We start from the raw sequence: 12524 nt of genomic DNA, 5'->3' as shown, positions 1-12524 counted from the left end.
GGCGGGGAGTTCACCCGCCCGGGCCGTCGCGTTGTCCGCCTTCGGTGACCGCCTCCACGCCCGTCCACGCCCGTCCGCGCCCGTCCGCGCGTCCCTCGCCCGGGGATCGCCCGGGGATCGCCCGGGGATCGCCCGGGGATCAGCCGAGGATCAGCTGCACCGGGTTGCGCTCCAGCAGCAGCACAGCGACGTCGTCGGTCAGCGCGCCGCCGTTCAGCTCCTCGACCTCGGCGATGGCGCTGTCGATCAGCCGCCCCCGGGTCAGTCCGGCGGCCTGGTGGTCGCCGATCAGGTCCGCGAGCCCGTCCTGGCCCAGGCGGCGCGATCCGGCCCCGACCCGGCCCTCGATCAGTCCGTCGGTGTAGAGCAACAGCCGCCAGCCGGCCCGCAGTTCGACCTCGTGGGCGGGCCAGGCGGACTGCCCGTCGTGGCACGGCAGCAGGCCGAGCGCGGGCCCGGCGAGGTCGGCCGGCAGGGTGATCGGCTCGTGGTCCCGGCCGAGCAGCAGCGGCGCCGGGTGCCCGGCGAGGTAGAGCCGGACCCGCTCGCCGGTGCCGAGCGAGTCGAGGCCGCTGCCGGGGCCGCCGGGCTCGATGACCAGCATGCAGAGCGTCGCGAAGATCTCGTCGCTGCGCCGCTCGTGCTCCAGCACGTGCTGGAGGGTGGTGAGCAGGGTCTCGCCGGTGAGGCCCGCGAAGACCAGAGTGCGCCACGCTATCCGGAGTGCGACGCCGAGCGCGGCCTCGTCCGGGCCGTGGCCGCAGACGTCGCCGATCACGACGTGGACGGCGCCGTCGTCGGTGCGTACGGCGTCGTAGAAGTCGCCGCCGAGCAGTGCGCGGCGGCGGCCGGGGCGGTAGCGCCGGGTGAAGGAGAGCCCGGCGCCGTCGAGCAGCGGGGTGGGCAGCAGGTGGCGCTGGAGGCGGGCGTTCTCCTGGCCGCGCAACTCGGCCTCGACCAGGCGGCGCTGGGACTCGTCGGCGCGCTTGCGCTCGACGGCGTAGCGCAGGGCGCGGGCGAGCAGCGGGCCGTCCGTCTCGTGCTTGAGCAGGAAGTCCTGGGCGCCGGCGGCGACGGCGGCCGCGCCGAGTTCGGCCCCGGCGGCGTCGGTGAGCACCACGACCGGGGTGTGCGGGGCCCGGCGGAGCAGCTCGTGCAGGCCCTCCAGCCCGTCCGAGGAGTCGGACGGGGGCGGCAGGTCGGCGGGCGCGGCGAGGTCGAGCAGCACGCAGCCGAACTCGGGGGTGCGGGAGCGCCCGCGCCGGGCCCAGGGCGCGGGCGGGGCGAGCAGTTCGGTGGCCTGGTCCAGGCCGCGGGCCCAGTGGATCTCGATCGAGGTGCCGCTGTCGGCCACCGCCGCCTTGATCAGCTGGGCGTCCGAGGCGTCGTCCTCGATGACCAGCAGCCGCAGCGGTGCGTCGTCGGCCGGTCCGTCCGCCGCCGGGCCGCCCGGGTCGGAGATGTGGGACGGGTGGGAGGCGTGCGCGGCCCGCGAGCGGGGGTGGGGTATCGGGGGAGCCGCCGAGGCCGGGCCGGTCGTGGCGCGGCTTCGGGCATGACCGACGGGGGCGCCGTCATGGGCGCCCGGCAGGTCCGCGGCACCAGGTGCCCGCCCGTCTCCCGTTGCGGGCATCGGTGGTTCCTCCCTTTCCCCGACTGCGTAACGGTCGACGTCCGTCCGCAGTGCCCGCCTGGCACCGCGCGTCGGGGAACTTCTCGCGACCATAACGTGATCTCCGGGGATTTCTCTGGCCGACCGGCGCCGTTGTGGCTATTGCCACGCCGGTGGCGGTGTGGTGACTGGACTCGGACGAGGACTCGGTGTCCGGCCCGGTGGCCGTCAGGTGGCTGCCGGGCGGCTCCGGGAAAGGGGAGAGGGCGATGGTTGCGCGGATCACTCTGGTGGAGGGTGACATCACGGAACAGCCGGTGGACGTCGTGGTGAACGCCGCCAACTCGTCCCTGCTGGGCGGTGGTGGGGTGGACGGCGCGATCCACCGCAAGGGCGGACCGCGGATCCTGGAGGAGTGCCGCCGGCTGCGCGCCTCGCACTGGGGCAAGGGGCTGCCCACCGGTCGGGCGGTGGCGACGACGGCCGGACGGCTGCCCGCCCGGTGGGTGGTGCACACCGTCGGGCCGGTGTACCGGGCGGAGGAGTACGAGGAGCGGGCGGAGCTGTTGGCCTCCTGCTATCGCGAGTCGCTGCGTGCCGCGGCGGGGCTCGGCGCGCGCACGGTGGCCTTCCCGGCGGTGTCGGCCGGGATCTACGGCTGGCCGCCGGCGGACGCGGCCCGGATCGCGCTCGGCACCGTCGCGGAGGTGCTGGACAGCGGCGACGCGGAGGCGGGCGCGGAGCTGGCGGAGGTGCGGTTCGTGCTGTTCGGGTCGGAGATGTACGGGGTGTTCGAGCGGGCCCGGCGGGAGCTGTTCGATCGGGAGGTCTGAGGGCGGGAGGTCTGCGGGCGGGACCATCGTGGCGCGCCGGGGCGTCAACACGCCAGAGATATTCGATAACTCGTTCGAGTGAACGTATCGAATCGCTCACCGGCTCCCGGCGCGCACCACCCGGACGGCGGCCACGACGGCTACGGCGCGAGCGCCGACCAGGGCACCGTGACCTCGCCCTGCCGCCACCGCCCGCGCGCGTCCACCAGCGGCCAGCTGCCCGCCAGCGCCGTGCAGGCCGCCACCCAGCGCTGCCGCGCCCCGAACGCCCCGTACGGCGCGGCCGCCGCCCAGGCCCGGTCGAAGTCGGCCAGGAAGGCGTGCACGGGCCGCCCCGGCACGTTGTGGTGGATCAGCGCCTTCGGCAGCCGCTCGGCCAGGTCGGAGGGCTGGCCCAGGCCGCCCAGCCGGGCCGCGAAGGTCACCGTCCGGGGCCCTTCGGGGCCGAGCGCGACCCAGACGTGCCGCCGCCCGATCTCGTCGCAGGTGCCCTCGACCAGCAGGCCGTGCGGGGCGAGCCGCGCGCACAGCCGCTCCCACACCCCGGCGACCGCCGACTCGTCGTACTGCCGGAGCACGTTCGCGGCCCGGATCAGCTGGGCCGGCCCGCCGCCGTCCAGCGGCACCTCGAAGCCCCCGCGCCGGAAGGTGAGCAGCGGCGGCTCGGCGTACGGCAGCGCGGCGGCGACCCGCTCCGGCTCGATCTCGATCCCGACCACCCGGACGTCCGGCCGCACCGTGCGCAGCCGTCCGGCCAGTTCGACGGCGGTCCACGGCGCGGCGCCGTAGCCGAGGTCGACGGCGACCGGCGGCCGCCCGGCGGTGCGCAGCGCGCGGCCGAGGGTGTGGGCGATCCAGCGGTCCATCCGGCGCAGCCGGTTGGTGTTGGTGGTGCCCCGGGTGACCGTCCCGACCGGGCGCCCGGTCCGTCCGCGGGCGGGCGCGGCGGGAGCGGGGTCGAAGGAGGCAGCCATGCCAGAAGGGTAGTCGGGCCGCCGACGGCACCGTGCTGACCTGGGGTGATGGCGGCCGTTCCGGCCGGTGGGCCGGGGCGGGAATGCCGGGCGCGGTCCCTGTGGTTGGCACCCTGATGGTGATGTGTGCCCGGCGGGGCAGCGCACACCGGACAACGGGCGGCCCGGTGCGGACCGCCTCGACGGGCCGCACAGAGGAGGCTTCAGCCAGGTGATCCAGCACCCCGTCCGTTCGGTACGCCGGGCCCAGCCCGCCGCGCCCGCGCGTGGCCGGCTCCAGTCGCTCGTCCCCGGTCGCCGCCGCCCGCGCCGGATAGCCATGCTGAGCGTCCACACCTCGCCGCTGCACCAGCCCGGCACCGGGGACGCCGGCGGGATGAACGTCTACATCGTGGAGCTGGCCAAGCGCCTGGCCGACCTCAACATCGAGGTCGAGGTGTTCACCCGGTCGATCTGCTCGGACGACGCGCCGACGGTCGAGCTGGCCCCGGGCGTGCTGGTCCGCCACGTCACCGCCGGTCCGTACGAGGGCCTGGTCAAGGAGGACCTGCCGGCCCAGCTGTGCGCCTTCACCCACGGGGTGCTGCGGACGGAGGCGGGCCACCGCCCCGGCCACTACGACCTGGTGCACTCGCACTACTGGCTCTCCGGGCAGGTCGGCTGGCTGGCCGCGCAGCGCTGGGGGGTGCCGCTGGTGCACACCATGCACACCATGGCGAAGGTCAAGAACGCCGCGCTGGCCGAGGGCGACACGCCCGAGCCCGCGGCCCGGGTGATCGGTGAGACCCAGGTGGTGGAGGCGGCCGACCGGCTGATCGCCAACACCACCGAGGAGGCCGCGGAGCTGGCGCTGCACTACGCCGCCCGGCCGGACCAGCTGGCCGTCGTGCACCCCGGGGTCAACCTGGAGGTCTTCCGCCCCGGCGGGCCGCGGACGCCCGCCGCCGCGCGGGCCCGGCTGGGCCTGCCGCAGGACGCCGCGGTGCTGCTGTTCGCGGGCCGGATCCAGCCGCTGAAGGCCCCGGACGTGCTGCTGCGGGCGGTCGCCGCGCTGCTGGGCCGCCGCCCGGAGCTGCGCGAGCGCCTGGTGGTGCCGGTGGTCGGCGGGCCGTCCGGCACCGGGTTGGCCCGGCCGGAGAGCCTGCACAAGCTCGCCGCCCAGCTGGGCATCGGCGACGTGGTGCGGTTCCACCCGCCGGTCGGCCAGCCGGAGCTCGCGGACTGGTACCGCGCGGCGTCGGCGTTGGTGATGCCCTCGTACAGCGAGTCCTTCGGGCTGGTCGCGCTGGAGGCGCAGGCCTGCGGCACCCCGGTGGTGGCGGCCTCGGTCGGCGGCCTGCCGGTCGCGGTGCGGGACGGCGAGACCGGCACCCTGGTGCAGGGCCACGACCCGCTGGACTGGTCGTACGCGCTGGAGCCGTACGTCACCGACCGGGGCCTGGCGGACCGGCGCGGCGAGGCGGCGGCCCGGCACGCGGCCGGCTTCGGCTGGGACACCGCGGCGGCGACCACCGCGGAGGTGTACGCCGGCAGCATGGCCCGCCCGGCGGGCCGGCTGGCCGGGGTCCGTCGCCGACCGGTCTGAGCGGAAGCCCGAGCGGAAGCCCGAGCGCCGGTCCGAGCGGAGCCCGGGTGCAGAACCGGGCGGAAGCCCGAGCGGAGGCCCGGGTGCCGACCGGCCTGGGGCTGCGCCCGCCCGGTACCGACGAGTAACGTCACCCCCATGGCAATCCGCACCAAGGACGAGGCCCTGACCCTCCTGCGCGCCGCCCTGGACGACGCCGGGGTGGCCTGGGAGCCGGCCGCCACCGACCCGTACACGCTGGTGGCGGCCCTCCCGGGCACCCGCAAGCTGAGCACCACCTGCGCCCTGCGGGTCGGCGACCACACCCTGTCGGTGAACGCCTTCGTGATCCGCCGTCCGGACGAGAACCACGAGGCGGTCTACCGCTGGCTGCTGGAGCGCAACACCCGGCTGTACGGCGTCGGGTACGCGATCGACGCGCTCGGCGATGTCTACCTGGCCGGCCGGCTGCCGCTGGAGGCGCTCACCCCGCAGGTCGTGGACCGGCTGCTCGGCACGGTGCTGGAGAACGCGGACGAGCCCTTCAACACCCTGCTGGAGCTGGGCTTCGCCACCGCGATCCGGCGCGAGTGGGAGTGGCGGACCAAGCGCGGGGAGTCCACCCGCAACCTGGCCGCCTTCGCCCACCTGGCCGCCCCGCGGGACGCGTCGGCCGAGGCCCCGGAAACCCCGGACACCCCGGCCGCCGGCTGACCCGCGGGCCGGTCAGGCGCCCGCCGGAGCCTTCCCGGCCTGCTCCGCCGCGGGCTCCGTGGCCGTGGGCGCCGGAGCCTTTCCGGCCTGCTCCACCGCGGGCGCCGGGACCTCCGTGGCCACGGGCCGACGGCGCCCGGCCGCGCCGGTCCGGCGGGCCAGCACCACGTACCCGAGCGCGGTGACCGTCCCCACCGCCCCGCAGGCCGTCCAGAGCACCGCCGGCCCCGCGTGCTGGAGCAGCAGCCCGCCGCCCGCCGGGCCGAGGAACGAGGCGAGCGACCAGGAGAGGCTGTGCACGCCCTGGTAGCGGCCGCGCCCGTGGGTCGGCGCCAGCTCGGCGACCAGGCCCATCATCACCGGCGTGTTGAGGATCTCGCCGACCGTCCAGACGGCCACCGAGAGCGCGAATAGCCAGGCCGAGGACCCGGCCAGCGCGGCCAGCCCGAAGCCCCAGCCGGTGAGCAGGCAGCTGGTGATCAGCAGCCCGGTCCGTGAGCGGCCCTCCATCCAGCGGGTCAGCGGGATCTGCAGGACCACGATCAGCAGCCCGTTCAGGCCGATGACCAGGCCGTACTCGGTGGAGGTGATGCCGGAGGCGCCCATGTCCACGGCCAGCGTGGTGCTGCCCTGCTGGAAGACCAGCGCGAGCAGCAGGGTCAGCCCGACCAGCGCCATGAACGGGGCGTCCCGGAACACCGAGAGCAGGCTGACCGGCGGCTCGGCGGAGCCGTCCGCCCGGCCGGGCGCGGCCTGCGGCCTGGTCTCCGGGATCCGGATGAAGATCACCACCGCGCAGACCAGGGTGGAGAGCGCGTCCAGCAGGAAGAGGGTGAGGTAGCCGTGGGTGGCGATCAGGCCGGCCACGGCCGCCGAGAGGCCGAAGCCGATGTTGATCGCCCAGTAGTTCAGCGAGTACGCGCGGACCCGGTCCTCGGCCGGCACCAGGTCGGCGATGATCGCCGAGGTGGGCGGCCGGGTGGCGTTGTTGCACAGGCCCACCAGGAAGGCCACCACGGCGATCGCCACCTGGCCGTCCGCGAAGCCGAGCACGGCGGTGAACAGCGCGGTGCCGAGCTGGGCGGCGAGCAGCGTGGGCCGCCGCCCGATCCGGTCGGCCAGCACGCCCGCGAGGATCGCCGCGACGGCCGAGCCGAGGCCGAACAGCGAGGCCACCAGGCCCGCGTAGGAGGCCGAGTACCCCCGGTCGACGGTCAGATACAGGGCCAGGAAGGTGACGACGAACGCGCCGAGCTTGTTCACCAGCGTGCTCACCCAGAGCCACCAGAACTGTCGCGGCAGCCCGCCCACGGTCTCCTGTACGAGTCTTCGGATCCGGGGGTTGGCGACCAGGGCGACGAGCATGTGGGGGCTCCCGTGGGCAGGCGTCCGCCGAACGGTGCGGCAGGCCCGGTCAGCCGACGCATGTAAGTGTCAGATGCGCGGAGCACACATTACACATCAGCCGAAGGTCCCCACCAGGGGTTTTCCGACCCCCCACTAAGCTGGGGGCCATGGCTGACACGACGTACCGACTCATCCTGCTCCGCCACGGCGAGAGCCAGTGGAACCAGAAGAACCTGTTCACCGGTTGGGTCGATGTCGACCTCAACGAGAAGGGCGAGAAGGAGGCCGCCCGCGGTGGCGAGCTCCTGGCCGCCGAGGGTCTGCTCCCCGACGTGCTGCACACCTCGCTGCTGCGCCGCGCCATCCGCACCTCCCAGATCGCCCTGGACAAGGCCGACCGGCACTGGATCCCGGTCAGCCGCAGCTGGCGGCTGAACGAGCGCCACTACGGCGCGCTCCAGGGCAAGGACAAGGCCCAGACCCTGGCCGAGTTCGGCGAGGAGCAGTTCCAGCTGTGGCGCCGCTCGTACGACACCCCGCCGCCGGTGCTGGCCGACGACGCCGAGTACTCGCAGGCCGGTGACGCGCGCTACGCCGACATCCCGAGCGAGCTGCGTCCGCGCACCGAGTGCCTGAAGGACGTCGTCGACCGGATGCTCCCGTACTGGTACGACGCCATCGTCCCGGACCTCGCCGCCGGCCGGACCGTCCTGGTCACCGCCCACGGCAACAGCCTGCGCGCGCTGGTCAAGCACCTCGACGGCATCTCCGACGAGGCCATCGCCGGCCTGAACATCCCGACCGGCATCCCGCTGGTCTACGAGCTGGACGCCGACTTCAAGCCCGTCACCCCGGGCGGCCGCTACCTCGACCCGGACGCCGCCGCGGCCGCCATCGAGGCGGTCAAGAACCAGGGCAAGAAGTAAGCCCAGGAGTGGAACGGCCCCGTCGCCCGGTCCGACCGGGCGATGGGGCCTTCGTTCGTTTTCGGTCGGTCAGAGGTCAACCCGCTTGCCCGGTGGGGGAGTTGGGTAGGTGGGAAAATGGTTCAGACCATTGACGGCCGCAGTCGGCGGCTCCTACCGTGAGGGCACCGGACTGGCGCAGGCATGCCAGGATCTCCCCGTCCGGGCCGCCGCACCCCCACGCGCGCGCGTCTGTGCCCCCGGCGCACACTCCATCCACCCCCACGGAGGAGCACCATGCGCACACGCCACATCGTCGGGGCGGCCGTCGCCGCGCTGGCGATTCCGCTGACCCTCGCCTTCCCGGCCTCGTCCCACGGCTGGATCTCGACCCCGCCCAGCCGGGCCGCGCTCTGCGACACCCACGTGGACGGCGTCCCGTGGGACTGCGGTGACATCCAGTGGGAGCCGCAGAGCGTCGAGGGCACCAAGGGCTTCCCGGCCCTCGGCCCCTCGGACGGCACCATCTGCGCCGGCGGCAACGCGCGCTTCGCCGAGCTGGACGACCCGCACGCGGGCGCCTGGCCGACCACGCCGGTGACGGCGGGCCGGCCGCTCACCTTCACCTGGACGTTCACCGCCCGGCACGCGACCACCGACTTCCGGTACTACATGACCAAGCCGGGCTACGACGCGAGCCGGCCGGTGACCCGGGCCGACCTGGACCTGACGCCCTTCCTGACCGTCCCGTACGGCGGGCAGCAGGTGCCGAGCACGCTCAGCCACACCGCGACCATCCCGGGCGGGCGCACCGGCCACCAGGTGGTCGTCGCGGTCTGGACGATCTCCGACACCGGGAACGCCTTCTACTCCTGCACCGACGTCGCGTTCTGACATCCGGTCCCGACGCCACGGTCCCGACGTCCGGCCCGACGCGAACACGGGCACGGACACGGACACGAACGAGGTGCACGGCCGCCGGAAGACCGTGCACCTCGGGGGACTCCTCGGACAGCGGCGCGCTCAGTGGCCGCCGCAGCAGCCGCCGTCGGCACCGCCGCACTGGCAGGGCGCGCCGGACTGGCAGCCGCAGCCGCAGCCCGGGCCGCAGCCGCAGCCGGCGGCGAGGACGGGGAGCAGCTTCGGGGCGGGTGGCTCGACGGTGGAGTGGGCGGATGCCGGTCGGGTCGGGTGGGCCTTCATCGAGCTTCCCTCCTTGTGACGGGCACAGTCCTGTGCCCCCAACGTCGAGTGAAGCCGCCGAACGGAGGGAGCGTCAACGGGCGCGCGGTGGTGGGGCGCACGGAGTGCCGTGCGCCCGCACCACCCTCGTCGCAGGTTTACTCACCCCGAGGGGTGAGCCGGGAGCGGCCACGACGTACCGCCCGGACCGGGGGTCAGTCGACCGGCGCGGCCTCGGCGGCCTCGGTGGCGGCCACGAACTCGGCCACGTGCTCGCCCGTCACCAGGTACACCACGCGCTTGGCGACCGACACCGCGTGGTCCGCGAAGCGCTCGTAGTAGCGGCCGACCAGGGTGATGTCGACGGCGGTCTCGATGCCGTGGTGCCAGCGCTCGTCGATCAGGTGCGACAGCAGCTCGCGGTGCAGGGTGTCGATCGCGTCGTCGTCCTGCTCCATCTCCAGCGCCTTGTCGACGTCCTTGGTGGCGATGACCAGGCCGGCCTTGGCCACCAGGCGCTGGGCGAGCTGGCCCATCTCCAGGACGGTGGAGTGCAGGTCGCTCGGCACGGCGGTGTCGGGGTAGCGCATCCGCGCGACCTTGGCGACGTGCCGGGCGAGGTCGCCGCAGCGCTCCAGGTCGGCGCTCATCCGCAGCGAGGTGACGACGATGCGCAGGTCGGTGGCGACCGGCTGCTGGCGGGCGAGGAGGTCGATGGCCCGGTTCTCCAGGTCGTGGTGGAGCTCGTTGACCTTCTCGTCGGCGGCGATCACGCCCTCCGCCAGGGCGAGGTCCGCGTCGAGGAGGGCGGTGGTGGCGCGGCCCATGGCAGAGCCGACCAGCCGGGCCATCTCGACCAGGCTGTCGCCGATCGCATCGAGTTCCTCGTGGTACGCGTCGCGCATGTTCTCTCCTCAGTAGCTGTGTCGGTGGCGGTGCCGACCGGTCAGCCCGTCCGACCGTCGTTCCGGCGTCCGGGTGACCGCTGCTGGTGGCGCGCATCGTACGCGCACACCCGAGCCGGTGGCCGCTGTTCGGCACACCGATCTCTCCCACACGGGCTGCCTGGCCAACTTTCGGTCGCCTGGGCGACGGTGCACGGCCACTCCGGTGAATCGGCGGCTACCTGAAGGTGAATTCTCGGCAACGCGTGGTCGATGCCTTGATCGGGCGCTTGGGGACTGCCCTGGCCGTGCGCTTACGCTGGCCACATGGACGTGAACGTGGCCGCCGCCGCTGCCTGTGCCATAGCCGGGCTCGGTGTCGGCCTCACCGCCTCCATCGCCTTCCGCTGGAGCGAGCGCGAGCAGGCCAAGGGCAGGTACAGCGCGACCGGCGGCAGGAACCCCGGCCGGTACCAGTCACTGGGCACCGGCAACCCCGAGCCGCCGCTGCCGCCCGGGGTCGACACCGTGCTCTCCGTGCTCCGCTCCTGCGCGATCGTGCTGGGCGAGGGCGACGAGGTGGTCAAGGCCAGCTCGGCGGCGTACGCGATGGGCCTGGTGCGCGGTGGCGCCGTCGCGGTGGACCAGATGCTCGCGCTGGCCCGCTCCACCCGCCGGGACGGCGAGATCCGCCAGGTCGAGCTGGAGGTGCCCCGGCCGGGCGCGGCCCGCGCGGCCGAGCCGCTCGCGGTCTCCGTCCGGGTCGCCCCGCTGGGCTCCCGGTTGGTGCTGGTGCTGGTCGAGGACCAGACCGAGCGCCGCCGGGTGGAGGCCGTCCGCCGGGACTTCGTGGCCAACGTCAGCCACGAGCTCAAGACCCCGGTCGGCGCCCTGTCGCTGCTCTCCGAGGCGGTCGTGGACGCGTCCGACGACCCGGAGGCGGTGCAGCGCTTCGCCGGCCGGATGCAGGTCGAGGCGGCCCGGCTGGCCAGCCTGGTCCAGGAGATCATCGACCTCTCCCGGGTCCAGGACGACCGGCTGATGATCGACCCGGAGCCGGTCGCGGTGGACGAGCTGATCGCCGAGGCGATCGACCGCTGCCGCCAGCAGGCCGCCGCCAAGCAGATCCTGATCGCGGCCGGCGGCATCGCCGGCCTCTACCTGCACGGCAACCGCGGCCAGCTCGCCGCCGCGCTCGGCAACCTGGTCGAGAACGCCGTCAACTACAGCCCGCCCCGCACCCGGGTGGCCATCGCCACCCGGCGGATCTCCAGCGCCGCGGCGCTCGGGGAGGCGGACGGCGAGCTCATCGAGATCTCGGTCACCGACCAGGGCATCGGCATCTCCGAGAAGGACCGCGAGCGGGTCTTCGAGCGGTTCTACCGCGTCGACCCCGCCCGCTCCCGGGCGACCGGCGGCACCGGCCTGGGCCTGTCCATCGTCAAGCACGTCGCGGCCTCGCACGGCGGCACCGTCTCGGTGTGGAGCGTCGAGGGCCAGGGGTCGACCTTCACCGTCCGCCTGCCCGCCGGGCAGGCGCCCACGGAGGACGAGCCCCACGACGCGTTCGACGACGAGTTCGGCGACGAGCCGGACCACGCGCCGGACGCCGGCCCCGCCGGCCCCGCCGCGGCACCCCGAACCCTCACCACGGACCGGACGGACCGCGCTCCCCGCGCGCCCCGCACGGACCGTTCGCTCCCCACCGGGGAGCGGGCACCACACCTGTCAGACACAACCCCGCAGCTTGCCCCGGAGGCCTGATCGTGACCCGAGTACTGGTGGTCGAGGACGAGGAGTCGTTCAGCGACGCCCTCTCGTACATGCTCCGCAAGGAGGGCTTCGAGGTGGCCGTCGCCGCCACCGGCCCCGACGCCCTGGAGCAGTTCGAACGGAACGGCGCCGACCTCGTCCTGCTCGACCTGATGCTGCCGGGCCTGCCCGGCACCGAGGTCTGCCGCCAGCTCCGGGTGCGCTCCAACGTCCCGGTGATCATGGTGACCGCGAAGGACAGCGAGATCGACAAGGTCGTCGGTCTGGAGATAGGCGCTGACGACTACGTCACCAAGCCGTACTCCACCCGCGAGCTGGTCGCGCGGATCCGCGCGGTGCTGCGCCGCCGCGGCGAGGACGGCGGCGCGGGCGACAACGGCGGCGGCCCGGGCGCCCTGGAGGCGGGCCCGGTCCGGATGGACGTGGACCGCCACGTGGTGACCGTGGACGGCGCCAAGGTCGACCTGCCGCTCAAGGAGTTCGACCTGCTGGAGATGCTGCTGCGCAACGCGGGCCGGGTGCTCACCCGGATGCAGCTGATCGACCGGGTCTGGGGCGCGGACTACGTCGGCGACACCAAGACCCTGGACGTCCACGTGAAGCGCCTGCGGGCCAAGATCGAGCCGGACCCGGGCGCGCCGCGCTACCTGGTCACCGTCCGCGGCCTGGGCTACAAGTTCGAGCCGTAAACCGTCCCCACCACGCGGAAGGCCCCCGCCGGCAGCCGGAGGGGGCC

General features: G+C 74.3%; 12 protein-coding genes. 7 read left to right on the top strand and 5 right to left on the bottom strand.

Annotated features, from left to right (window positions below; all coding sequences use genetic code 11):
• Window positions 1–139: 139 nt before the first annotated feature.
• Entirely contained in the window at window positions 140–1633 is a 1494-nt protein-coding gene (locus ACFU6K_RS14665; RefSeq protein WP_380663133.1) for a PP2C family protein-serine/threonine phosphatase, read from the bottom strand.
• Window positions 1634–1881: 248 nt separating this feature from the next.
• Between ACFU6K_RS14665 and ACFU6K_RS14660 the strand changes: the two genes are divergently transcribed.
• Window positions 1882–2445 (top strand): O-acetyl-ADP-ribose deacetylase, encoded by a 564-nt coding sequence (locus ACFU6K_RS14660; protein ID WP_380663132.1) that lies wholly within the window; start codon window positions 1882–1884, stop codon window positions 2443–2445.
• Window positions 2446–2585: 140 nt separating this feature from the next.
• On the opposite strand, the gene ACFU6K_RS14655 is transcribed toward ACFU6K_RS14660, so the two are convergent.
• Complete coding sequence (locus ACFU6K_RS14655; protein ID WP_380663130.1) at window positions 2586–3419, bottom strand: class I SAM-dependent methyltransferase; 834 nt, start codon at window positions 3417–3419, stop codon at window positions 2586–2588.
• A gap of 214 nt (window positions 3420–3633) precedes the next feature.
• Here ACFU6K_RS14655 and mshA point away from each other — a divergent pair, with 214 nt between their 5' ends.
• Window positions 3634–5004 carry a D-inositol-3-phosphate glycosyltransferase gene (gene mshA / locus ACFU6K_RS14650; protein ID WP_380663135.1) on the top strand — a complete coding sequence of 457 codons (1371 nt, stop codon included), beginning with the start codon at window positions 3634–3636 and terminating at the stop codon, window positions 5002–5004.
• A 138-nt stretch (window positions 5005–5142) separates the two neighbouring features.
• Window positions 5143–5697, top strand: a complete 555-nt coding sequence (locus tag ACFU6K_RS14645) for a YbjN domain-containing protein (protein WP_380663129.1) — start codon at window positions 5143–5145, stop codon at window positions 5695–5697.
• Between the two features lie 12 nt (window positions 5698–5709).
• On the opposite strand, the gene ACFU6K_RS14640 is transcribed toward ACFU6K_RS14645, so the two are convergent.
• The gene (locus tag ACFU6K_RS14640; RefSeq protein WP_380663127.1) at window positions 5710–7062 is read right to left on the bottom strand and encodes an MDR family MFS transporter; all 1353 of its coding nucleotides are present in this window, start codon (window positions 7060–7062) and stop codon (window positions 5710–5712) included.
• A gap of 149 nt (window positions 7063–7211) precedes the next feature.
• Between ACFU6K_RS14640 and ACFU6K_RS14635 the strand changes: the two genes are divergently transcribed.
• Entirely contained in the window at window positions 7212–7970 is a 759-nt protein-coding gene (locus ACFU6K_RS14635) for a phosphoglyceromutase (RefSeq protein ID WP_049657900.1), read from the top strand.
• A 276-nt stretch (window positions 7971–8246) separates the two neighbouring features.
• Window positions 8247–8843: a lytic polysaccharide monooxygenase gene (locus ACFU6K_RS14630; RefSeq protein ID WP_380663126.1), complete on the top strand. Its 597-nt coding sequence runs from the start codon at window positions 8247–8249 to the stop codon at window positions 8841–8843.
• 129 nt (window positions 8844–8972) lie between these two features.
• Here ACFU6K_RS14630 and ACFU6K_RS14625 read toward each other — a convergent pair whose 3' ends face one another.
• Window positions 8973–9152, bottom strand: coding sequence for a hypothetical protein (locus ACFU6K_RS14625; protein WP_049657904.1), 180 nt, complete (start codon window positions 9150–9152; stop codon window positions 8973–8975).
• Window positions 9153–9346: 194 nt separating this feature from the next.
• Complete coding sequence (phoU, locus tag ACFU6K_RS14620; RefSeq protein WP_049657907.1) at window positions 9347–10036, bottom strand: phosphate signaling complex protein PhoU; 690 nt, start codon at window positions 10034–10036, stop codon at window positions 9347–9349.
• 306 nt (window positions 10037–10342) lie between these two features.
• On the opposite strand from phoU, the gene ACFU6K_RS14615 reads away from it, so the two are divergent.
• Entirely contained in the window at window positions 10343–11779 is a 1437-nt protein-coding gene (locus ACFU6K_RS14615) for a sensor histidine kinase (RefSeq protein ID WP_380663124.1), read from the top strand.
• 2 nt (window positions 11780–11781) lie between these two features.
• Entirely contained in the window at window positions 11782–12477 is a 696-nt protein-coding gene (locus ACFU6K_RS14610; RefSeq protein ID WP_031069385.1) for a response regulator transcription factor, read from the top strand.
• Window positions 12478–12524: the final 47 nt, after the last annotated feature.

Origin of the sequence: Kitasatospora sp. NPDC057512, from assembly GCF_042802135.1 — a bacterium.
In the GTDB taxonomy this organism is placed as follows: Bacteria; Actinomycetota; Actinomycetes; order Streptomycetales; family Streptomycetaceae; genus Kitasatospora.
The sequence above is the reverse complement of the archived record's forward strand: the minus strand, read 5'-3'. Positions and strand labels throughout refer to the sequence as shown.